The 23,220-nt window shown below is 71.9% G+C and carries 14 protein-coding genes; 11 read left to right on the plus strand and 3 right to left on the minus strand.

Annotated features, from left to right (window positions below; translation table 11 throughout):
• The first annotated feature begins 123 nt into the window (after window positions 1-123).
• Together AAH979_RS40460 and ccrA are read left to right on the plus strand one after the other, a co-directional pair.
• Window positions 124-7,530, plus strand: coding sequence for an amino acid adenylation domain-containing protein (locus tag AAH979_RS40460; RefSeq protein ID WP_346263417.1), 7,407 nt, complete (start codon window positions 124-126; stop codon window positions 7,528-7,530).
• The gene (gene ccrA, locus AAH979_RS40465) at window positions 7,530-8,762 is read left to right on the plus strand and encodes a crotonyl-CoA carboxylase/reductase (protein WP_346263418.1); all 1,233 of its coding nucleotides are present in this window, start codon (window positions 7,530-7,532) and stop codon (window positions 8,760-8,762) included. The genes AAH979_RS40460 and ccrA overlap by 1 nt, the downstream gene beginning before the upstream one ends.
• A gap of 383 nt (window positions 8,763-9,145) precedes the next feature.
• Here ccrA and AAH979_RS40470 read toward each other — a convergent pair whose 3' ends face one another.
• The 3 genes from AAH979_RS40470 to AAH979_RS40480 all read right to left on the minus strand — a co-directional run bounded on the left by AAH979_RS40470 (window position 9,146) and on the right by AAH979_RS40480 (window position 12,344).
• Window positions 9,146-10,165 carry a pyridoxal-phosphate dependent enzyme gene (locus AAH979_RS40470; protein ID WP_346263419.1) on the minus strand — a complete coding sequence of 340 codons (1,020 nt, stop codon included), beginning with the start codon at window positions 10,163-10,165 and terminating at the stop codon, window positions 9,146-9,148.
• Window positions 10,166-10,629: 464 nt separating this feature from the next.
• A complete protein-coding gene (locus AAH979_RS40475) occupies window positions 10,630-11,373 on the minus strand; it encodes an ABC transporter permease subunit (protein ID WP_346263430.1) in 744 nt (247 codons plus the stop codon).
• Window positions 11,374-11,375: 2 nt separating this feature from the next.
• Entirely contained in the window at window positions 11,376-12,344 is a 969-nt protein-coding gene (locus AAH979_RS40480; RefSeq protein WP_346263420.1) for an ATP-binding cassette domain-containing protein, read from the minus strand.
• 138 nt (window positions 12,345-12,482) lie between these two features.
• On the opposite strand from AAH979_RS40480, the gene AAH979_RS40485 reads away from it, so the two are divergent.
• The 9 genes from AAH979_RS40485 to AAH979_RS40525 form a co-directional block, all read left to right on the plus strand.
• The gene (locus AAH979_RS40485) at window positions 12,483-13,736 is read left to right on the plus strand and encodes a histidine kinase (protein WP_346263421.1); all 1,254 of its coding nucleotides are present in this window, start codon (window positions 12,483-12,485) and stop codon (window positions 13,734-13,736) included.
• Between the two features lie 11 nt (window positions 13,737-13,747).
• The gene (locus tag AAH979_RS40490; RefSeq protein ID WP_346263422.1) at window positions 13,748-14,398 is read left to right on the plus strand and encodes a response regulator transcription factor; all 651 of its coding nucleotides are present in this window, start codon (window positions 13,748-13,750) and stop codon (window positions 14,396-14,398) included.
• 145 nt (window positions 14,399-14,543) lie between these two features.
• Window positions 14,544-15,257, plus strand: coding sequence for an alpha/beta fold hydrolase (locus AAH979_RS40495; RefSeq protein ID WP_346263423.1), 714 nt, complete (start codon window positions 14,544-14,546; stop codon window positions 15,255-15,257).
• 202 nt (window positions 15,258-15,459) lie between these two features.
• On the plus strand, window positions 15,460-15,825 hold the full coding sequence (locus AAH979_RS40500) for a nuclear transport factor 2 family protein (RefSeq protein WP_346263424.1): 366 nt from the start codon (window positions 15,460-15,462) through the stop codon (window positions 15,823-15,825).
• Window positions 15,826-15,876: 51 nt separating this feature from the next.
• The gene (locus AAH979_RS40505) at window positions 15,877-16,974 is read left to right on the plus strand and encodes a branched-chain amino acid aminotransferase (protein WP_346263425.1); all 1,098 of its coding nucleotides are present in this window, start codon (window positions 15,877-15,879) and stop codon (window positions 16,972-16,974) included.
• Between the two features lie 106 nt (window positions 16,975-17,080).
• Window positions 17,081-17,290, plus strand: coding sequence for an MbtH family protein (locus tag AAH979_RS40510; RefSeq protein WP_346263426.1), 210 nt, complete (start codon window positions 17,081-17,083; stop codon window positions 17,288-17,290).
• 57 nt (window positions 17,291-17,347) lie between these two features.
• The gene (locus AAH979_RS40515) at window positions 17,348-18,505 is read left to right on the plus strand and encodes a CaiB/BaiF CoA-transferase family protein (RefSeq protein WP_346263427.1); all 1,158 of its coding nucleotides are present in this window, start codon (window positions 17,348-17,350) and stop codon (window positions 18,503-18,505) included.
• Window positions 18,502-20,403, plus strand: a complete 1,902-nt coding sequence (locus AAH979_RS40520; protein WP_346263428.1) for an ABC transporter ATP-binding protein — start codon at window positions 18,502-18,504, stop codon at window positions 20,401-20,403. The genes AAH979_RS40515 and AAH979_RS40520 overlap by 4 nt, the downstream gene beginning before the upstream one ends.
• Window positions 20,381-23,220: acyltransferase domain-containing protein (locus AAH979_RS40525; RefSeq protein WP_346263429.1), on the plus strand; the 2,840-nt coding region annotated here is incomplete at its 3' end. The genes AAH979_RS40520 and AAH979_RS40525, both read left to right, overlap by 23 nt.

Here is a 23,220-nt window from a genome sequence, read left to right on the forward strand (position 1 = left end):
TCGCTGCAACCGGCGAGCACGCCCGCCGCGCTCACCCCCAGCCTCGACGCCGCCGGCCTGAAGGCCGAGAGCGATGAACTCGGCGCCGGCACCGGACCCACGTCGGCGAAGTTCGACCTGTCGGTGCGGTTGACCGAGATCTCCGGCGCCGACGGCCGGCCCGCCGGGATGACCGGCACCCTCGCCTACGCCGCGGACCTGTTCGAACGCGGCACCGCGGAGAAGATCGCCGCCCGGTTCGTACGCCTGCTCCAGGCCGTCGTACGCGAACCCGACCAGCGGATCGGCGCGGCGGACCTGCTCGACGCCGAGGAGCGTCGGGAACTGCTCGCCGAGTGGCAGCAGACCGTGAGCAGGGCACCGGACCTGCTGGTGCCGGACCTGGTCCAGGCGCAGGCCGCCCGTACTCCCGAGGCGCCGGCGGTGGAGTTCGGCGTCGAGGTCCTCTCCTATGCCGAACTCAACGCGCGCGCCAACCGTCTCGCCCGCCTGCTGCGCGACCACGGGGCCGGACCGGAGCAGCTCGTCGCGCTCGCCGTCCCGCGCTCGGTCGACATGGTCGTCGCCGTGCTGGCGGTGCTCAAGAGCGGCGCGGCCTACCTGCCGATCGACCCGGACTATCCGGCCGAGCGGATCGCGCTGATGCTCACCGACGCCACGCCGGCCGTGCTGGTCACCACCTCGGCGGTTGCCGGGCAGTTGCCCGCCGCCGCCGCGCGCCGGCTCGTGCTCGACGACGCGGGCGTGCGGGCCGACCTCGCCGCCCGGGCGGACGGCGACCTGACCGACGCCGACCGGACGGCGCCACTCACCGCCGACCATCCCGCCTACGTCATCTACACTTCCGGGTCGACCGGCCGCCCCAAGGGTGTCGTGCTGACCCACCGGGGCATCCCCAACCTGCTGTTGACCCGCAAGGTCGTGTACGACATCGGTCCCGGCGCACGGATGCTCCAGTTCGCCTCCCTCAGCTTCGACTCCGCGATGTCGGAGCTGTGCGCGCCGCTGGTTTCCGGCGCGTGCGTCGTGCTGGGGCTCGCCGACCGGCTCGTGCAGCTGGCCAACCTGCCCGAGCTGATCGCGGAGCGCCAGGTCAGCCACGTGACACTGCCACCCGCCGTGCTCAGCAGGCTTCCCGACGGCAGCCTGCCGTCGGTGCGCACGCTGGCCGTCGTCGGCGAGGCACCGCCGGCCGATCTGGCGGCACGCTGGGCCATCGGACGGCGGATGTTCAACGCGTACGGACCGACCGAGGCGACGGTCTGCGCGACGATGACCGAGCCCCTCGAGGCACGCGCGGGCGTGCCGCCGATCGGACGGCCGTTGCCGAACACCCGGGCGTACGTCCTCGACGTCCATCTGAACCCGGTCCCGGCCGGGGTCCCGGGTGAGCTGTACCTCTCCGGCGTCAACCTCGCCCGGGGCTACCTGGGACAGCGCGGGCTCACCGCGGACCGGTTCGTCGCCGATCCCTTCGGCGGGCCGGGCGGGCGGATGTACCGCACCGGCGACCTGGTCCGCCGGCGCGCCGACGGCCAGCTCGACTTCCTCGGCCGGGCCGACCACCAGGTGAAGCTGCGCGGCTTCCGGATCGAGCTGGGCGAGATCGAGGCGGCCCTGGCCAGCGCGCCCGGTGTGGCGCAGGCACTCGTGCTGGTGCGGGCGAACACGTCCGGCGGACGGGGCCTGGTCGCCTACGTCGTCGCGCATCCCGGCGCCGACCCGGGCGAGGCGGAGCTGCGCGCCCATCTGGCCGCGATCCTCCCCGACTACATGGTTCCGTCGGCCTTCGTGCGCCTGCCCGAACTACCCCTGACGGTCAACGGCAAGGTCGACCGGGCCGCCCTGCCCGCACCCCGCGACCCGTCCGGCCCGCTCCGGAAGCCCGCCGACGGTCGCGAGGCGCAGCTCTGCGCGCTCGTCGCCAGCGTGCTGGGACTGGACCGGGTCGGCGTGGACGACAACTTCTTCGCGATCGGCGGCGACAGCATCGTCGCCATCCAGCTGGTCAGCCGGGCACGCGGGGCCGGACTGGTCTTCACCCCGCGCGACATTTTCCGGCACCAGACCGTCGCCGCTCTCGCCGCTGTCGCCACCGAGGCCGAGCCTGCGGAGGCGGTGGCCGACGACGGCACCGGCACGCTGCCGCTGACGCCGATCGTGTCGTGGCTGCGCGGGCTCAGCGGTCCGATCGAGGGCCTGAACCAGTCGAGGTTACTGCGGGTCCCGGCCGGGATCGGGCTGGACCGGCTCGTCCGCGCGGTGCAGGCCGTGCTGGACCACCACGACGCGCTGCGGATCCGTCTGCACCGCCGCCCCGACACCTGGGAACTGTCCGTCGGGCCGCGCGGCAGCGTGGCCGCCGCCGACCGGGTCCGCCGCGTCGACGTGGCGAACCTGGACGCGGCGGCCCTGCGCGACGCGCTCGGCACCCACGGCGAGGCGGCCCGCCGCCGGCTCGATCCGAACGCCGGCGCAGTTGCCGAGGTCGTCTGGTTCGACGCCGGGCCGGGGACGCCGGGCCGGTTGCTGGTCGTCGCGCACCACCTCGTCGTCGACCGGGTCTCCTGGAGCATCCTGCTGCCGGACCTGGCCGCGGCGTGGGAGTCGGCGACCGGCGACGAGCCCGTGGTACTCCCTCCGGTGCCCACCTCGCTGCGCCGCTGGGCGCTGGCGCTGCGGGAGGCGGCGCACGATCCTCGGCGGGTGGCCGAACTGCCGGTGTGGTCGCGGATGCTGGCCCGTCCGGAGCCACCGCTCGGTGCCCGGGCGCTCGATCCCGGGCGCGACGTGCGTGGCACGGCGGAGGCCGTCAGCGCCGAGCTGCCGGCCGAGGTCACCGCCGCGCTGCTGACGTCCGTCCCGGCCGCGTTCCACGCGCAGCCGAACGAGGTCCTGCTGACCGGGCTGGCCCTGGCCGTGGCCCGGTGGCGGCAACGGCGCGGCGCCGTCGCGCCGGCCGTGCTGGTGGACATGGAGGGCCACGGCCGCGAGGACGCGGGTCCAGGCCTGGACGTCACCCGCACCGTGGGCTGGTTCACCACGATGTACCCGGTCGCGGTCGACCTTGGCGGCATCGACCCGGGCGCGGTGTCCGACGCCGGCACGCTCCTCAAACGCGTCAAGGAGACCCTGCGGGCGCTGCCCGACAACGGCTTGGGCTACGGGATGCTGCGCTATCTCAACCCGGATACCGCCGCGGTGCTCGCCCCGCTCGCCCCGCCGCAGATCGGCTTCAACTACCTCGGCCGGTCCGCCGGTGCCGCCTCCGTCGGCACCGGCTGGTCGCCGGCCACCGCCGACGAACTCCGGCTGCCCGGCAGCGATCCCGGCCTGGCCGTCTCGCACGTACTGGACGTCACCGCCATCACCCGGGAGGAGGCCGGCGGCCCCCGGCTACTCACCCGCTGGAGCTGGCCGGCGGGCATGTTCGGCGCCGCCGAGGTGCGGGAGCTGACCGAGCTGTGGCACGCCGCGCTCGCCGCGTTGGTGGAGTGCGCCGGCCGGCCCGGCGGCGGTGGGTACACCCCGTCGGACTTCCCGCTCGTCGACCTCACCCAGCAGGACCTCGACGCGTTGCAGGAGGACACGGCCGGGCTGGTCGACGTGCTGCCGCTCGCACCGCTCCAGGAGGGCCTGCTGTTCCACCTCCGTCACGGCGGCGAGGGGCTGGACCCGTACCTGGTGCAGCTCGCCGTCGACTGCGAGGGCGACCTCGACGCGGCGGCGCTGCGGGCGGCCGGTGCGGCGTTGCTGGAGCGCCACCCGAACCTGCGCGCCGGATTCCGGTACCTGACCGACGGCGTCGCGGTGCAGTACGTGCCCGGGCGGGTCGAGCTGCCGTGGACCGAGGTCGACGTCACATCCCTGCCCGAGGCGGAGCGCGTTGCCGAGCTGGACCGGCTGGCGGCCGCCGAACGCGGGGCCGGGTTCGACCCGGATCGTCCGCCGCTGCTCCGCCTGCTGCTGGTGCGGATCGCCGACCGGCGGTACCGGTTGGTCCTCACCAACCACCACATCCTCTTCGACGGCTGGTCGGCGCCGTTGCTGCTGCGCGACCTGGTGGGTCTCTACGCCGCCGGAGGGTCTGCCGCCGGTCTGCCGCCGGCCGGGGACTTCCGCCGCTACCTGCGCTGGCTCGTCGGACAGGACCGGGCCGGCACCGAGGCGGCCTGGCGGCTGGCGCTGTCCGGCGTGACCGAGGCGACCCGGCTCAGCCGGCCCGAGCCCGGCCCGGCCGACCGGCTGCCCGAGCGGCTCCTCGCCGACCTGCCGGCGGACGTCGCCACGGCGGTGCAACGCCGGGCCGCCGCGACCGGGGTGACCCTCAACACCGTGCTCCAGACCGCCTGGGCGGTCGTGCTGGGCGGGCTGACCGGCCGCCGGGACGTCGTCTTCGGCGCCACCGTGTCCGGCCGGCCGCCGGAGCTGGCCGGCATAGAGACGATGGTCGGTCTGTTGATCAACACCGTGCCGGTTCGGGTACGCCTCGACCCTGGCGCCCCCTGGCCGCAGACGCTGCGGCGGGTACAGGACGAACAGGCGGAACTGACCCCGCATCACCACCTCGGCCTGGCGCACATCCAGCGGCTGGTCGGCGTCGGCGAACTGTTCGACACGGCCTTCGTGTTCGAGAACTACCCGATCGACGCCGCCGGGGAGGGTGCCACGGGCGCGCCGGACGGCCTACGAGTCACCCGGGTCGACGGCCGTGACTCGGCGCACTACCCGGTCGTCGTGGCGGCCTCACCAGCCCGTGGCGGGCTGCGGCTGCGGCTGGACTACCGGAGCGACCTGATCGCCCCGGAGGCCGCCAGAGCGCTCCTGGGACGGCTGGAGAGGGTACTGGCGGCCACCGCGGTCGACTGGGAGCAGCCGCTGGGCCGGCTCGGCCTGCTCGACGAGATGGAACGGCACACCCTGCTGGTCGAGTGGAACGCCACGCGACAGCCGGTCGGCGACGGCCCGCAGACGATCACCGACGCCTTTGCCCGGGTGGCGGCCGAGCGGCCGGAGGCGCCCGCGCTGGCGCTGGGCGGGCAGACCGTGACCTACCGGGAACTGGACGGGGCCGCCACCCGGTTGGCCCGCCGCCTCGTCGGCGCGGGCCTGCGGCCGGACCAGCGGGTGGGCCTGCTCTTCGAGCGCTCGGTAGAACTCGTGCTCGCCGCGCTCGCCGTCGGGCGGGCGGGCGGCGCGTACGTACCGCTCGACCCGAAACACCCGGCCGCCCGGCAGCGGCTGATTCTGGCCGAGACCGCGGCGCCGTTCCTGCTGACCGGGGCCGACCGCACGGACGACTGGCTGGCCGGACTGGAGGACCGGGTGACGGTCGTCCCGGTGACCCTCGACGACTTCACCGGCACCGGCGACGCCTCCGGTCCACCCCTGCCGCCGGTCGCGCCGGACCAGGTCGCCTACGTCATGTACACCTCGGGTTCGACGGGGTTGCCGAAGGGGGCCGCGGTCACCCATCGCGGCGTCGTGGAGCTGGCGGCCGACCGGTGCTGGCGTACCGGCAGCCAGGAGCGCGTGCTGTTCCACTCGCCACACGCGTGGGACGCCTCGACCCTGGAATGGTGGGTGCCGCTGCTCAACGGCGGCGAGGTCGTCGTCGCGCCGCCGCAGGCGCTGGACACCGCGGTGCTGCGCGACCTGATCGTCGGCGAGCGGATCACCGGCCTGTGGCTCTCCGCCGGGCTGTTCCGGCTGCTGGCCGAGGAGGATCCGGCCTGCTTCGCGGGCCTGCGCGAGGTCCGCACCGGTGGCGACGTGGTCTCGGCCGACGCGGTACGGGCGGTGCTCGCGGCGTGTCCACGGACTGTGGTGACCAACGGGTACGGGCCGACCGAGGCGACGGTCTTCGCGGTGCACCACGCGATGCGCCAGGGCGACCCGGTGGGCGACACCGTGCCGATCGGCCGGCTGCTGGACAACATGCGCGGCTACGTCCTCGACGCGTTCGCCCGCCCGGTGCCGGTCGGCGTCGCCGGAGAGCTGTACCTCGCCGGATCCGGTCTGGCGCAGGGCTACGAGTGGGACCCGGCCACGACGGCGTGCATGTTCCCGGCCGATCCTTTCGGGCCGCCCGGCACCCGGATGTACCGGACCGGTGACCTGGTCCGGTGGCGGCCGGACGGGCGGCTCGAGTTCGTCGGCCGGGTCGACGACCAGGTGAAGATCCGCGGCTTCCGGATCGAGACCGGGGAGATCGAGACCGCGCTGACCGGCCACCCTGCGATCGGGCAGGCCGCCGTCCTGGCCCGGGAGTACCGGCCGGGTGACCGGCGTCTGGTGGCGTACCTGGTCGCGGCGCCCGGCGCCACGGTGCCGGAGCCGCCGGTGCTAGCGGAGTACCTGCGTGGGTCGCTGCCTGACTACATGGTGCCTTCGGCGTTCGTGACGCTGCAGCGGTTGCCGCTGACCAGCAACGCCAAGCTGGACCGGGCGGCGCTGCCGCTGCCGTCGTCCGCCTCCGGGACGGGCCGGTCGCCGCGTACCCCGCGCGAGGCGCTGCTCTGCACGATCTTCGCGGAGGTCCTGGGTGCCGAGCGGGTGCGACTGGACGACGACTTCTTCGCGCTGGGTGGCAACTCGCTGCTGGCCGCCGCGCTGCTGACCCGGCTGCGAACGGTCTTCGGTGCGCGGCTGAGCATCCAGACGCTGTTTGCCGGGCCTACCCCGGCGCAGGTCGCCACGGCGCTGGACGACTCGGTGGCCGGCGCGGCGGACAGCTTCGCCGTGCTGCTTCCGCTGCGGGCCGGGGGCGACCGGCCGCCGCTGTTCTGTGTGCACGCCGGTGGTGGCCTGAGCTGGCGCTATTACGGGCTGCTGCGCCACCTTCCGCCCGGCCAGCCGGTGTACGGGCTCCAGGCCCGCGTCTACAGCACTCCCGGCTACCAACCCGACGACGTGGCGGAGGTGGCCGCCGACTACGTGGCGCAGTTGCGGGCGGTCCAGCCGCACGGCCCCTACCACCTCGTCGGCTGGTCCTTCGGCGGTCTGGTGGCACACGCGATGGCGACCGCGTTGCGGGCGACGGGGGAGCGGGTCGAACTGCTGGCGCTGCTGGACGCCTTTCCGGCGCAGGACGGGGACGACGTCGTCGTGCCCACCGCCGCGGACCTCCTGCCGGTGCTGCTGGAGGCCGCGGACGTCACGGTCGGCTCGACCGGGACCGCGGGGCTGACGGTGGACCGGGCCGCCGAGGAGCTCCGGGAGCACGGCGGGCCGCTGGGAGACCTGCTGGCCGACCGGGTGGGCACGGTGCTCGAGACGTTCCGGACCGGCCTGCGCCTTCGCCGGACGTACCGACCAGAGGTCTTCGACGGCGAGCTGCAACTGTTCGTCGCGGACGGGACCGATCCGGCCGTGGCGGCGAGGCGGTGGGAGCCGTTCGTCACCGGGCGGATAACCGGTCACCCGTTGCCGTTCGCGCACGGCGACCTGCTGCGTCCGGAAGCTCTGGCCGTCGTCGTCGACCGGCTCGGCGACCGGCTCCCCAAATCGTACGAGAAGGGAAGTGACTGATGCAGGAGCTTCACGACCTGGGCACGACCGCGCCGTTGGGCGAGGTCCCACGATTCATGCGCGCGGCGCTGATCCGCCGTAGCCGCTACGGCGAGCCGGCGAAGGCGTTCGAGATCGAGGTCGTCGAGGTGCCGCCGGTCGGCCCCAAGCAGCTCTTGGTCTCGGTCATGGCGGCCGGCATCAACTACAACGGCGTGTGGGCGGCGCTCGGCGCACCCGCCGACGTGATCGCCCTCCGGCAGAAGAAAGGCGACCCGCACGACTTCCACATCGCCGGCACCGAGGGTTCCGGTGTGGTCTACGCCGTCGGCTCCGAGGTCACCCAGTTCCGGGTGGGCGACCACGTCGTCTTCGGAGGCCTGCAATGGAACGAGTCCGCGCCCGACATCCGTCTCGGGGTCGATCCCACCGCTTCGCGGTCCCAGGTCGCCTGGGGCTACGAGAGCAACTTCGGTTCCTTCGCGCAGTACTGCCTGGTCGACGAGTACCAGTGTTATGCCAAGCCCGCCGATCTCACCTGGGAGGGCGCCGGGGCGATGATCGGCTGCGCGGCGACCGCCTACCGTCAGTTGTTCGGGTGGCACCCGCACACCGTGCAACCCGGTGATCCGGTACTGGTGTGGGGCGGCGCGGGTGGCCTGGGGTCGATGGCCATCCAACTGGTGAGCCTCTTCGGCGGCCGTCCGATCGCCGTGGTCTCCAGCGACGCCAAGGCCGAGTACTGCCGGCGGCTGGGAGCGGTCGGAGTGATCAACCGGTCCGAGTTCGACCACTGGGGTCGGATGCCCGACCAGGACACGCCGGAGTACGCGAGGTGGATGTCCGGCGTACGCGCCTTCGGGCGCAAGTTCTGGGAGGTGCTCGGTGAGCGCCGCAACCCGCGGATCGTCTTCGAGCACCCGGGCCGCGACACCCTGCCGACGTCGATCTACTTGTGCGACCACGCGGGAATGGTGGTCACCTGCGCCGGGACGAGCGGCTACAACGGGGACCTGGATCTGCGGTTTCTCTGGATGCACCAGAAGCGACTGCAGGGCTCGCACGCGGCGAACGTGCGGGAGACGGCGGCGATGGTCCGGCTCGCCGGCGCGGGCCGGCTGGATCCGTGCGTGACGGTGGCCGAGCCGATGAGCGAGATCGGTTCACTGCACCAGGCCCTGTACGAGAATCGGCACGAACCCGGGAACATGGCCGTGCTGATCGGCGCGTCAGCGCGCGGGCAGACCGGCTGAAACAGCGCTGGACAACGCGACGCGGTACGGGCCGCACGGTGGGCCGTTCCTTCACGGTCGGCCGTCCCGCCGGCTGCCGTCTGCGCACCCCAGAGCCGCCCCGCAAGGCTGGGTAGGGCTGGGCTCGTCGCGGACGGCGGGCGGCGGACGGGCCCTCGTGTCCGATGTGGACCATCCGACGAGGGCCGGCCGGGGCAACGCCTTGTCGTCAGGCCCGTGCTCGGCCACGAACCTTCGCCCGAGCATCGACCCCGCCTGACGATGCGGTTGTCGCACCGAGAGGCGGGTCAGCCACGGTTGCGGACCGCGCTTCCGCAGGGCCGGCCGCGACCACGGCCGACGCGTACGCCGGTCGCACCGGTGCGACCGGCGGGTCGGGTGTTTCAGTAGGGCCGGGCCAGGCCCAAGCAGCCGAGTGCCTCGGTGAGTTCGGACGGCCTGTCCAGCAGCTCGGGCAGCGCGTTGCTGTAGACGGTGGCGGCGTACTTCTCGCCGCCGTCCGCGCAGATGCACGCGATGTCACGTAGTTCCGGATCCTCAATGGCCGCGACCACGGCGCCGAGCACCGCGGCACCGCCGGAGCCGCCGAGCGCGAGACCGGTGCGTTCCCGGAGGATCCGGCATGCCTGGGCGCCGTCCAGGTCGTCGACCCGCACGCGCCTGTCCCAGTCCGCCGGGGCCAGGAACGACGACCGTACACCTGAGCCGAAGCCGGCGAGTTTGAACGGTCGCGGGGCCGGGTCACCGCCGGTCGCGGCCGACCCGACGGCGTCCACGGCGATCACCCGGGTGCCGGGGTGCTGCTCCCGCAGATATCGCGACACCCCGGCCAGCGTGCCGCCCGTGGAGACCGCCACGGCCGCCGCGTCCAGCCCGCCGCCGAGATCGCCGACCAACTCGGGAGCCGTCCACCGATAGTGCACGTCGGGATTGGCGGGGCTGTGGTACTGGTCGGTCCAGACCGCCGACGAGTCCGTCCGGAGGATGTCCTGCACCCTGCTCAACCGGGCCCGCACCGCGTTGCCACCGCTCACGTCACCGATCTGCACGACATCGGCGCCGTACGCGGCGATGCGGCGGACACTCTCCGGCGGTGCGGTGGCGTCCACGACGAGGGTGCACCGGTAGCCCCGGGCGGCGCAGAGCCCGGCCAGCGCCACACCGAGATTGCCGGAGGACGACTCGACGACCCGCTGTCCGGGGCTGAGGCGCCCGGTCGTCTCCAGCGTGGTGAGCAGCCCATGCGCGGTGCGGGCCTTGATCGAGCCGAACTGGTTGCCCGCCTCGATCTTCAGCCGGATGCGACGCATCCGGCCACGCACGGGAACTTCGACGGAAACCAGCGGGGTGCCACCGACCGAGTACTCTTCGTCGAAACTGACCGAAAAATGCGAGACGACCATTTCACCGCCGTTATAAGATGTGCACGCTGCAATGACCCCCCGGCATGTCGGAAGCGCCGTACCCCTCGGCGGACAGAAGTCCCCGGAAGTGCAGACGGTGCGCTGGATCCTGGTCAGGCCAAGTGGAGTGGAGACCTTCGGAATCCACGCTGAAAGAAACCTGGTCAATCAGTGACCGTATTTCAGCGGAGCCCCCGTTGGTCATTCATGACGTGGAGCCGAGCCTAGCAAGACACAGACGTTCGTCGCTAGTACCTCGCGTCGACGTCTGATCGTGTATCGGCGCGTTTCAGGCACGTCTCGGGCAGGCTGTCTCCTTGTTATGGCAAAGGAGGTGAAAGGAGGTGCCGGCCGATTCTCGACTGCCTGGTCCTGGTCGGGCTGACGAAGCATCGGCCCCGAGCGCGACTGTACCTTCGCGTCGGCTCGACGCGAAGGTACAGCCGGCACGGACGCCCCGGGGGTTAGGCGTCTCGGCGGCGGAGCACGATCCAGGCGCCGACGATCGCGACGGCCACCCAGGCGGCCATGAGACCCAGGCCGACCCAGGGGCCGAGCGAGTCCGCCGCGGGTTTGCTCTGCGTGATCAGGATGCCGGCGCGGTCGGGCATGTACTTCGCTACCGGCTCGACCTGCTCGATCGAGGCGACGAACGGCGAGATCAGGAAGAACATCGGCATCAGCACGCCCATCGCCAGCACCGAGCTGCGCAGCATGAACGTCACCGCCATCGAGAAGAGCGCCAGCAGCGCGAGGTAGAGCCCGGCGCCGACGATGGCTCGGACGGTGCCCGGATCATCGAGGGACGCCGGGTTGGGCATCAGCGCACGGGTGACGAAGAACGTCACCACACTGGTGATCATGCCGATGATCAGGATCGCTGCGGTCGCCGCGGCGAGCTTGCAGGCCAGGAACAGCCCGCGCCGCGGCACCGCGGCGAGCGAGGTGCGGATCATGCCGCTGGAGTACTCGCCGCTCACCACGATCACGCCGAACGCGATCACCGCCAGCTGGCCGAAGTTCAGGCCGTAATACGCCAGCGCCGTGGCGTCGAAGTCCGGGCTCTGGCTCTCGCCCTCGCCGTAGAAGCTGCTGACCGTCGCGCTGATCCCGAGCACCACGACGAACGTGGCCGCCAGGGTCCAGGCGTGGCTGCGTACGGAGCGGACCTTCGTCCACTCCGATCTGAGAACCGCCTGCGCGGGCATTCTCACCTTCCCTCGTTCCGGCTACTGCCGGCCAACTGCCGGGCCCGCTCGGCCGGCCGGCCGACGGGGGTCGCGGCGGAGAACTCCACCGCGCTCGCGGTCATCCGCATGAACGCCTCCTCCAGGGACGGCCGCTGCGGGCTCAGCTCCAGCAGCGGGATGGCGTCCTCGGCGGCGAGCTGTCCGACCCGCGCGGTGTGCCGCTCGTCGGTCTCGATCAGGCCGTCGGGGTGCACGACGACCTCCATGCCCTCGGCGCGCATCAACGACTCCAGCCGGTCCTGCGCGGTGGAGCGGATCCGCACCACGCCCCGTGCGTTGACCTTGATGAAATCGGCCATCGTGGTGTCGGCCAGCAGCTTGCCACGGCCGATCACGACGAGGTGGTCGGCGGTGATCGCCATCTCGCTCATCAGGTGGCTGGAGACGAACACCGTGCGGCCCTCGCTGGCCAGGCCCTTCATCAGGTTGCGGATCCAGAGGATGCCTTCGGGGTCCAGACCGTTGATCGGCTCGTCGAACATCAGGATCGGCGGGTCGCCGAGCAGTGCCACCGCGATGCCCAGACGCTGCGACATGCCGAGCGAGAACCCGCCGATACGCCGCCCGGCCACGTCGGTCAGACCCACGATGGCCAGCACCTCGTCGACCCGCCGCCGGGGGATCCGGTTGGTCTGCGCGATGGCGAGCAGGTGCTCGTAGGCTGTCCGGGCGGCCTGGGCGTCCTTCGCGTTGAGTAGCGCACCCACGTGCCGAAGTGGCTCGGCGAGGTCGACGTAGCGCTTGCCGTCAATCCGGATGTCGCCGTGACTGGGCCGGTCCAACCCGAGGACCATTCGCATGGTGGTCGACTTCCCTGCGCCGTTGGGCCCGAGGAAACCTGTGACGTGACCGGGGGTGACGTCGAAGGTGAGCCGGTCGACGGCCAGGGTCTTGCCGTACCGCTTACTCAGCTCACGTATTTCGATCATGGCCCTTGCCTCCCGTAGACATGCTCACCATGTTCGTGAAGCGGCCCGCCGTGCGGCTCCCCCACGGGAGGGAGATTGCTCCCGCCACGGGGTGGTTTAGCAGGCCGGCGGCGCGGTGGGAAATGACATGATGGAAGCGTGCCCGCACTCGTGACACCGCTGTTCGCGCCGATCACCTATGCCAGATGGCTGCACATGCTGATCGCCGCGGGCTTCGCCGCAGCATGCACGGCCATCACCCCGGGGCTGGAGGGGCCGGCGCTGCGGACCGCCGCGTTGCTGCTGGTGGTGCCGGTTCCGGTGTTGCTGGTGGCGGGCCTGCTGCCCCGGGTACGCGACGTGGAGCGGGCGCAGGCGCGGCTACTGCTGTTCCGCGGGGACGCGGCCGTGCTGCCCGGCGGCGACCGGTCGTGGTCCGCGCGTGGGCGCACCGTCGCATGGCTGCTGCTGCGCCTCGAGGTGGGGGTGGTCGTCGCCTACTTCACCGTCGCGATGCTGGAGTCCACGGTGGTGTTGCTCTCTGCGCCGTTCGGTGCCACCGACGTGGTGCTCTACGGGCTCTCCCTGCCGGCCGACCGGTCGCCCCTCTGGCTGGTGCTGGCGCCGCTGGTCGCGGTCGTGACGGTCTGGTCGGTGGCGCTCGCCGGCAGGCTGCTGGCGGCGGGGGCGTTGTGGCTGCTGGGACCCTCGCCCAGCGAGCGGGTGGTCGCCGCCGAGGCGCGGGCCGAGCGGTTGCTGGAGCAGAACCTCGTGGCCCGTGAGCTGCACGACGCGATCGGGCACGCGCTGGCGACCGTCGTGCTCCAGGCGATGGCGGCGCGCGAGGTCCACGAGCGCGACAGCGCATTCGTCGGTGAGGCACTCGGCGCGATCGAACGGACCGGCCGCGGCGCGATGGAGGACCTCGAACGGGTACTGACGCTTCTGCGCGGTGACCCGTCGGCCGCCCCTCCCGGCCCCACGCTGGCCGAGCTGGACACGCTCGTGCGCAACGCGCGCATCACCGGGGCCCGGGTCGACGCCACCGTGAACGGCCCGGTCGGCGTGCTGTCCACGGTGATCTCCCGGGAGGCGTACCGCATCGTGCAGGAGGGCCTCACCAACGCGCTGCGCCACGGCGGCGCGGTGCCGGTCTCGGTACGGGTGGAGGTCGGCGCGGACCGGCTGGACCTGTGCGTGGACAGCCCGCTGCGCCGCCCCGGCTCGCCGCCGGCCGTGGCTCGGCAGGCGGACGGCGTCGGGCCGGACTCCGGTGGGTTGCGTGGCATGCGGGAACGGGTGGTGTTGCTCGGCGGCGAGCTGCTCACCGCCGGACCAGTCGGCCAGCGCTGGCGGGTGCACATCCGGCTGCCGCACGTGCCGCGGGACGAGGTGGCGGCGACGACGCACTAGACTCTGGTCCCGTGGGCATCGACGTTCTACTCGTCGACGACGAGGAGCTGGTCCGCGCCGGCCTGCGGGTTCTCATCGAGGCCAACGACGATCTGCGCGTGGTAGGCGAGGCCGCCGATGGCAGCGAGGTCGTGGCGGCCGTCAAGGCAACCCGGCCGCACGTCGTGCTGCTGGACGTACGGATGCCGGTGATGGACGGCATCCAGGCCACGGCCGAGCTGCGGCGGGCCCTCGTCTCGCCGCCGCGGGTGCTCATCCTCACCACCCTGGAGCAGGATGCCTATGTGCACGCCGCGCTGCGGGCGGGGGCGCACGGGCTGCTGCTCAAACGGGCTTCGGCGAGCGAGATCGCCCACGCGATCCGGCTGGCGGCGGGGGGCTCGTCGCGGGTGGTCCCCGTGACCTACCTCCTGCCGGGCGAGCAGGCCGATCCGGCGCCCGGCGGCAACCTGGCGGCGGTCGCCGCGCTGACCGCCCGAGAGCGCGAGGTATTGCGTCTCATGGCACAGGGGTTGTCAAACACCGAAATCGCCGCGAGACTCGTGCTGGGTCGGCAGACCGTGAAGACACACGTCAGCAGTGTGCTGGCGAAGCTCCAGGTCCGAGATCGCACTCAGGCCGTGATCGCCGCCTATGACGCCGGGCTGGCGCCCAGGCGCTGATCGCACCGTGCGGCGCGTGGACCCGGACGGTCGACAGCGGGCGGTGGGGTGCCGCGCGGCACCCGCAGTCGCCAACACGGGGGAGTCCATGTCAGACAGTGTCCTGCAATCATCGGGAACGACGTGGCTACGTCGCTATCGTCCGGTGCCGTCGCCGCGGCTGCGGCTGGTCTGCCTGCCCTACGCCGGTGGCAGTGCGGCCGCCTACCGCGGGTGGACATCGCTGCTGCCGCACGACGTCGAGCTGCTCGCCGTACAGTATCCGGGCCGTCAGGACCGGCTCGGCGAGCCCTGCGTCGACGACCTGCCGCGGATGGCGGACCTGGTCACGGGCGCCCTGCGGAGCGAGCTCGGCTGCGACGTGGCGGTGTTCGGGCACAGCATGGGCGCCGCGATCGCCTACGAGGTCGCGCTGCGCCTGGAGATCCTGCACGGCGTGCAGGTGGCGCACGTCTTCGTATCGGCGAACGCCGCGCCGAACCGGCGGTCCGCCCGGCAGTTGCACCGCGCGTCCGACGACGAGCTCGTCGCGGAGATGAGCCGGCTCGGCGCGGCGGACATGTGGCTGCTCGCCGACGAGGACATGCGCGAGTTGGTGCTTCCGGCGTTCCGCAGTGACCTGCGGTTGATCGAGACGTACCGGCACCGCCCGGGTGCGCTGCTGAGCGCGCCGATGACCGTCTACGCCGGCGAGGCCGACGCCGATGTCGGGGTGGGTGACGTGGCCGCCTGGCGTGAGTTCACCACGGGGCCGAGTGAGCTGCGGGTCTTCCCCGGCGGCCACTTTTTCCTGCACGACGCCACCGAAGACCTGGTGCGCGACGTCCTGGCGCGGTTGGGCCGGCCGGCTGCGGTGTAACGCAATGTGAAGCCATATTCGTGGCGGTGGAAGGGTTCCGGTCGGTACGGACAGCCGTTATAGTTCGGTTGGGCAATCGGGAAGTCGAATGTATCGATACAGAGCCCATAAGGTCCGGCGTTGTGGTGCTGCGTGAAGCGTGCATCCGAGAACTCACCTGGGCCGTACCAGCAGCAGGTCTTACGGGGGAAGTGGTTCCTGCATGATCATTTCAGAAGAAGCATTGGTGCTTGTCCGGCGCTATTACGAACTCGTCGATAAGGGCGACGTAACCGGCCTGCTCTCACTATTTGCGCCCGACGCCGTCTACGACCGACCTGGACACGACACCTTCAAGGGCCGTGCCGCGCTCGACGAGTTCTACCGTGCGGATCGGGTGATCGCCACCGGCCGGCACACGTTGCGCGGAACGGTCAGCGACGGCACCACCGTAGCCGTTCAGGGTGACTTCGAAGGCGTACTCAAGTCGGGCGACCAGGTCCGGCTGAGGTTCGCCGACTTCTTCAAGGTCGCACCGGACGGCTTGTTCAGCCGGCGCGACACGTACTTCTTCGCTCCCATGGTGTGACGCATGTCGCGTCGCGCTGATCAACTGGAGCCTGTCCCTACCGAGACGACGATGGCGTGGAGCCGGTTCGGTGTCGCCGACTCCGAGCGGCTGAGCCCGTCCGCGAGAGCCGCACGGCTGCGGGATTGCCAGTTCGGGCGGGCGTTCACCGAGCATGTGGCAACCGTGTGCTGGACCGCCGAGCACGGCTGGCACAACGCCTCCGTGCGCCCGTACGGAGCCCTGCCACTGGACCCGGCAATGGTCGGGCTGCACTACGGTCAGGTCGTCTTCGAAGGACTGAAGGCATGTCGGTCGCCCGGCGGCCAGACGTCGGTTTTCCGGATGGCCGACCACGCCCGTCGCCTACAGCGCTCGGCACGCAGGTTCAGCATGCCGGAGCTGCCGGAGGCGCTGTTCGCGGAGTCCATCGAGGAACTGGTACGGATCGACCGGGCCTGGGTGCCCGACGCCGCCGAGGACAGAAGTCTCTACCTGCGTCCCATCGTGTATGCGGAAGAACCGCACCTCGGGTTGCGGCCGTCCACCGTCTACCGCTATCTGCTGATGGCCTTCGTGACGGACAACTTCTTCGGTGCAGTCGAGGACGGCGTCTCCGTGTGGGTGACCGACACCTACACGCGGGCCGCCGTCGGCGGTACCGGTGAGGCGAAGTGTGCCGGTAACTACGCCTCCGGATACCTCGCCCAGCAGGAGGCCACCGAGCACGGATGCCAGCAGGTCCTCTATCTGGACGCGAAGGAGCGGCGCTGGGTCGAGGAGATGGGCGGCATGAACGTCTTCGTCGTACGTGGCAGTGGCGCCGACGCCGAAGTCATCACGCCACCGCTCACCGGCACGATCCTGCCGGGCGTGACCCGTGACTCGCTCCTCACCCTCGCCCGCGAAGCGGGACTGCGCGCCACGGAGAGACCGCTGGCCCTGGCGGAGTTGCGTGACGGCGCGGCGCGCGGCGAGATCACGGAGGCGTTCGCCTGCGGCACCGCTGCGGGCGTGACCCGCATCCGTCGCATCGTCACCGCCGACGGTGCGTGGGATGCCGGGTCCGGCACAGACGCCCCGATCACCGAGCGGCTGCGTGTCGCGCTGGTGGCCGCGCAACGGGGCGACGGCCCAGACCCGCGCGGCTGGCGACACCCCGTGCGCTGACGCCCGATCCGCCGCCGCGACGCACCGCAATCTGACAGCTCACCCTGCACGCGACCTGCTGCGTGCTGTCTGACCCTCTGCACGACCTGAAGCATGGGAGGAAACCGTGACGAACCCCTTCGACGACCCCGACGGCCGTTTCTACGTGCTGGTCAACGACGAGGGCCAGCACTCGCTGTGGCCCCACTTCGCCGAGGTGCCCGCCGGGTGGACCATCGCACACGGCGAGGACAGCCGCGACGCCTGCCTCGCCTACGTCGAGGAGAACTGGACCGACCTGCGGCCGAAGAGCCTCGTCGAACAGATGGGGGGCTGACGACCGACCGGGCCGCGCCCAGCACGCGCGGCGGAGGAGACCACACGGGGGTACGACATGACGGTAACGTGGTCGGCGGTCGACGGGGCACGGATCCTGGATCTCACCAGGCTGCTGCCGGGCGCCTTCGCCACCATGCTGCTCGCGGACCTGGGTGCCGACGTCATCAAGGTGGAGTCGCCTGACGGCGGCGATCCGAGCCGGCGAATCGACGCCGAAGGCTTCGCCGCCATCAACCGCAACAAGCGATCGGTCGCACTCGATTTGCGCACCGCCGACGGTGTGGCGGCATTCCTTCGGCTCGTGGCGACGGCCGACGCGGTGGTGGAGAGCTTCCGGCCGGGCGTACTCGACCGGATGGGCCTGGGCTACGCACGACTTCGCGCCGTCAATCCCGGCGTGGTGCTCTGTTCGCTGTCCGGCTTCGGGCAGGACGGCCCGTACGCGCACCGGCCCGGCCACGATCTCAACTTCCTGGCCCTGGCCGGCTTCTTCGCCGTGCCGTCCCGGGCGGGTGAGCGGGTGGATCGCGCCGGCATCCGGGTCGCCGACCTGGCCGCCGCGATGTACGCCGCGCTGGCCCTGGCGGTGGTCCTGCCCGGGGCCCGAGCCAGCCGCTCCGGGCAGCACATCGACGTCGCCGCGCACGAGGCGGCCTCGGCCTGGACGGCGCCCATGCTGCTGCCGTTGCGGCACCTCGCGACACCGGCGGAGAGCCCGCTGGTCATGGGCGACTACGACCTGTTCGAAACCGCCGACGGCAGGCGGCTGTCACTGGTGCTTTTCGAAGACCGGTTCTGGCTCACCTTCCGTACGGCCCTGGCACCGGAATTCCCCGAACTGGAAACCGACGCCTACGACAGCCGCCGAGCACGTACCCGGCACAAGGTCGACGTGCACGCGTTGCTCACCGCAGTGGTGGCGGCCCGGACGCTCGACTGGTGGAGCGCACAGCTATCCACTATGGACGTACCCTGGGCCCCGGTGCTCGACGACGCCGCGGCGTTCCAAGCCGATCCGCACGTGCGGGCGCGCGGTCTCGTCGGCGAGGGAACCACCCCCGGCGGGACGCTCGTGCCACAGGTGCGCTTCCCCGTGCGGTTCGGCGCCGGTCTGGACACCTTCCGCCGCCGTGCCCCCGAACTCGGCGAGCACACCGACGACGTGCTCGCCGAGGTGCAGGCCCCGGTCGCCGGCGGAACCGCACCGACATGACCAACCCGGGCATCCACTCCCTGCTCCAGGACAGGTCGGCGGCCCGCCGGCGTATCCGGCCGGGCACCCTGCGCCGGATCGTGCGCTACGCCGGTCCCTACCGGCGGGACCTGCTGATCCTGCTGCTGCTGGTGTCGCTGGACGCGACGGCCGTCGTGCTGGATCCGCTGTTGCTCAAGCTCATCATCGACCGGGGCATCCTGCCCCGCGACGTGGGCGTGGTGGTCGGGCTCGCCGCGCTGGTCGCGGTCGTCGCACTGGTCAACGGCGTGGTCAACCTCGCGCAGCACTGGTATTCCGCGCGCATCGGTCAGGGTGTCGTGTGCGACCTGCGGATCCAGGTCTTCGAGCACCTGCAACGCATGTCGGTCGCCTTCTACACGCACAACCACACCGGCACCCTGCTCAGCCGCCTCGGCGCCGACGTGAACGGCGCGCAGCGCGCACTCACCACCACGCTGTCGTCCGTCGTCTCCAGCGTCATCAGCATGGCGGCGGTGCTCGCCACGATGGCGTACCTCTCGTGGCAGTTGACCCTCGTCATCGCGATCCTGCTGCCGACGTTCATCTACCTGCCGGCCCGCATCGTGGGCCGCCGCATGCAACACGTGACCCGGCGGCAGATGCAGGCGGACGCGACGCTCGGTGGCTTCATGGCCGAGCGGTTCAACGTGGCCGGTGCGGTGCTGTCGAAGCTGTACGGCCGCCGTGCCGACGACGCCGGCCGGTTCGCCGCCAACGCCAGGGATCTGCGCGACGCCGGGGTCGTCGTCTTCATGTACGGCCGGATCTTCGCCGTCACGCTGACCGTGCTCGCCGCCGTCACCACCGCGCTGGTGTACGGCTTCGGCGGCTACCAGGTGATCGACGGTGGGATCCAACTGGGCGCGCTCGTGGCGCTGGCCGCTCTGCTCACCCGGCTCTACCGCCCGCTCGTCGGGCTCTCCAACGTGCACGTCGACGTGATGACCGCCCTGGTCAGCTTCGACCGGGTCTTCGAGGTGCTCGACCTCGCACCGCACGTCGCCGAGCGACCGGATGCGGTGACACTGGCCGGCGCCACCGGCCGGGTCGAGTACCGCAATGTCGTCTTCGCCTACCCGGGCAGCGCCGAGGGCGACCTGTCCGCGTCGACCGCGCGACCGCCGGCGGAGGTGCCCAACCCGGTCGTGGTCCGTGACGTGTCCTTCTGTGCCGAACCCGGCCAGATGGTCGCCCTGGTCGGCCCGTCCGGCGCCGGGAAGAGCAGCCTGCTGCAACTGCTGCCCCGGCTGTACGACGTGACGTCCGGCACCGTCCGTATCGACGGACACGACGTGCGCGACCTGACGCTCGCCTCGCTCAGCGCGGCCATCGGCGTGGTCACCCAGGATTCCCACCTGTTCCACGACACCATCCGGGCCAACCTCGAGTACGCCCGGCCGGACGTGACGGATGCCGAGATGCACGCCGCGCTGGAGGCGGCCCAGCTGGCCGACTTTATGCGGCACCTGCCCGACGGGCTCGACACCGTGGTCGGTGACCGTGGATACCGGCTCTCCGGCGGTGAGCAGCAGCGGCTCGCCCTGGCCCGGCTGCTCGTCAAGGCACCGCCCATCGTCGTCCTCGATGAGGCGACCGCACACCTGGACTCCGAGTCCGAGGTCGCCGTGCAACGCGCGCTGCAACATGTCCTGGCGGGTCGTACCTGTCTCGTCATCGCGCACCGGTTGTCGACGGTGCGCAACGCCGACCAGATTCTCGTACTCGACCGCGGCCGGGTCGTCGAACAGGGCCGCCACGATGAGTTGCTGCGCCACGGCGGGCTCTACGCCCAACTCTGCGCCGTCCAGTTCGACGGTGCGACGCAACCGGCCGACATCACGGGGAGATACATTGTCGACCACGCCAAGCGTTGACCTGCTCGTACCGCCCCCGGGTGGCGTACTGATCGCCGTCGTCGGCCTCGCCTGCCGGCTGCCGGAGGCACCCGACCCGGCCGCCTTCTGGGCCCTGCTGCGCGACGGCCGGCACGCCGTCACCGAGGTGCCTCCGGAGCGGTGGCGGCCCACCGGCCCGGACGACCCGGCCCGCTGGGGCTGCTTCCTGCCCGCCGTCGACCGGTTCGACGCCGGCTTCTTCGGCATCTCACCGCGTGAAGCACGCATGATGGACCCGCAACAGCGCCTTTTGCTCGAATTGGCCTGGGAGGGCATCGAAGACACCGGCGTGCCCGCCGACCACCTGACCGACCGCCCGGTCGGCGTCTTCATCGGTGCGATGGCCGACGACTACGCCAAGCTGGTGTACGGTCACGGAGCGGGCGAGGACGGGCCGCACGTCCTGACCGGCCTGCACCGTAGCGTCCTGGCCAACCGCATCTCCTACCGACTCGGCCTCTCCGGACCCAGCCTCACCGTCGACACGGGACAGTCGTCCTCACTGCTCGCGGTGTACCTCGCGGCCGAGAGCCTGCGCTCCGGCGAGTGCGAGATCGCCCTGGCCGGCGGAGTCAACCTGAACCTACTCGTCGACACCGCCCGTTACACCGCCGACTTCGGCGCGCTGTCGCCGGATGGGCGGTGCTACACCTTCGACGCGCGGGCCAATGGCTATGTCCGGGGTGAGGGTGCCGCACTGGTCGTTCTCAAGCCGCTCGACCGTGCCGTCGCCGACGGCGACCGCGTCTACTGCGTCATCCGGGGCGGCGCGACGAATCACGACGGCGGCGGGGACCGGCTCACCGCACCACGGCAGGCCGGTCAGGAGCAGGTGCTGCGTCGCGCCTACGAACGCGCGGGGGTCGCTCCGGCGCAGGTCGGCTATGTCGAACTGCACGGCACCGGCACCCCCGTCGGCGACCCGGTCGAGGCGGCGGCGCTCGGCGCCGTCCTGGGCCGCGCCCGCCCGGCAGATGATCCACTGCTGGTCGGTTCGGTGAAGACCAACATCGGCCACCTCGAGGGCGCCGCCGGCATCGCCGGTCTGCTGAAGGTGGTGCTGGCTCTGCGGCACCGGGAACTCCCGGCCAGCCTCAACTTCCGCTCCGCCAACCCCGCGGTCCCGCTCGACGACCTGGGGCTGCGTGTCAACACGGAGCCGGGTCCGTGGCCCGGGCGGCGGCCACTGCTCGCCGGGGTCAGCGCGTTCGGCATGGGCGGCACCAACTGTCATCTGGTCCTCGCCGAGGCGCCCCGCGACACCGCCGGAACCAGCGTCGCCCCGGTGGTCGAGGGGCCGGTGCCCGTGCTGATCTCGGGTCGGTCCGCCGCGGCGGTGCAAGCCCAGGCGCGTCGGTTGGCCGACTGGTGGGAGGGGCCGGGCCGGACCACCCCGGTGCCGGCGGTGGCGCGGGCCCTGGCGGCATCCCGGGCCGCCCTGGAGCACCGGGCGGTGGTGGTCGGTGCCGACCGGGAGTCGATCGTCGCGGACCTGCGCTCGGTCGCCGCCGAGCCCTCCGGTCTCGCGCCGGGCGGGGTCGTGCTCGTCTTCCCCGGCCAGGGCTGGCAACGGGCCGGCATGGCCCGCGAGCTGCTCGCGACGTCCCCGGTCTTCGCCGACCGGCTCGCCGCGTGCGACCAGGCGCTGTCCGCCCTCGTCGACTGGTCCGTCACCGACCTCCTCCAGAGCGAGGACGAGACCTGGCTGTCGCGGGTGGATCTGCTGCAGCCGGTGCTGTGGTCGGTCATGGTCTCCCTCGGTGAGGTGTGGCTCTCCGCCGGCGTTCCGGTGGCGGGCGTGGTCGGCCACTCGCAGGGCGAGGTCGCCGCGGCCTGCGTCGCGGGCGGGCTGTCGCTTGAGGACGGCGCCCGGATCGTCGTGACCCGCGCACGGTTGATCCGCGAGTTGGCCGGCAGGGGCGGCATGCTTTCTGTCGGCCTCGGCCGGGCCGAGGTCGAGCCGGAACTGCCCGACGGCGTGGAGACGGCAGTCGTCAACAGCCCGTCGTCCACCGTCGTCGCCGGTCCGGTCCCGGTCCTGGACGCCTTCGCCGCCCGGTTGACCAAGCGTGGGGTACGGGCGCGGCTGGTACTCATCGACTACGCCTCCCACTCTGCCGCCGTGGACAGCGTCGCCGACCGGTTGGTTGCGGAGTTGGAGGGGCTGACGCCCCGGTCGTCGGTGATTCCGGTGGTATCCACCGCGACCGGTGATGTGCTCGACACGGCCGGCATGGACGCCAGCTACTGGCTGCGCAATCTCCGCCACACCGTGCGGTTCGACCTCGCCATGCAGACCCTGGTCAGTCTGGGCGCCCGGGTCTTCGTCGAGGTCAGCGCCCACCCGGTGCTCGAACTCGCCATGTCCGAGTGCGTCGAGGCTGCGGGTGTGCCGGGCGTCGTCGTCGCCTCGCAACGCCGTGACCAGCCGCAGTACGACGCTCTGCTCCGTGCGCTCGGACAGGCCTGGGCCGCCGGTGTGCCGGTGGACTGGACGATCGCCCTTGGCTCCGGGCGCAGCCACGTCGACCTGCCCACGTACGCCTTCCAGCGCGCTCGGCACTGGATCACCGCCGAACCCGCCGACGACGGGGCGGTCGACGGCGGCGCCGAGGCTACCGTCCAGACGGGTGACCTGGGTGAACTGACCCGCACCGTCGCCGCCCGCGTCCTCGGCCACCAACGACCCGACGACATCGACGTGGACCGGCCGTTCAAGGAACTCGGGTTCGACTCCAGTCTCTCGCTGCAACTGTGCCGACGCCTCGGTGCGGCCGTCGGGACCACCCTGCCCGT

This window comes from Plantactinospora sp. ZYX-F-223 (assembly GCF_039649625.1).
Lineage (GTDB): Bacteria > Actinomycetota > Actinomycetes > Mycobacteriales > Micromonosporaceae > Plantactinospora.

What these genes read in the sequence shown, in the direction of transcription:
- ccrA (WP_346263418.1), top strand. Translation starts at nt 7,530, where the DNA reads ATGCAGGAGCTTCACGACCTGGGCACGACCGCGCCGTTGGGCGAGGTC.
- AAH979_RS40470 (WP_346263419.1), bottom strand. Translation starts at nt 10,165, where the DNA reads ATGGTCGTCTCGCATTTTTCGGTCAGTTTCGACGAAGAGTACTCGGTC.
- AAH979_RS40475 (WP_346263430.1), bottom strand. Translation starts at nt 11,373, where the DNA reads ATGCCCGCGCAGGCGGTTCTCAGATCGGAGTGGACGAAGGTCCGCTCC.
- AAH979_RS40480 (WP_346263420.1), bottom strand. Translation starts at nt 12,344, where the DNA reads ATGATCGAAATACGTGAGCTGAGTAAGCGGTACGGCAAGACCCTGGCC.
- AAH979_RS40500 (WP_346263424.1), top strand. Translation starts at nt 15,460, where the DNA reads ATGATCATTTCAGAAGAAGCATTGGTGCTTGTCCGGCGCTATTACGAA.
- AAH979_RS40505 (WP_346263425.1), top strand. Translation starts at nt 15,877, where the DNA reads ATGGCGTGGAGCCGGTTCGGTGTCGCCGACTCCGAGCGGCTGAGCCCG.
- AAH979_RS40515 (WP_346263427.1), top strand. Translation starts at nt 17,348, where the DNA reads ATGACGGTAACGTGGTCGGCGGTCGACGGGGCACGGATCCTGGATCTC.
- AAH979_RS40520 (WP_346263428.1), top strand. Translation starts at nt 18,502, where the DNA reads ATGACCAACCCGGGCATCCACTCCCTGCTCCAGGACAGGTCGGCGGCC.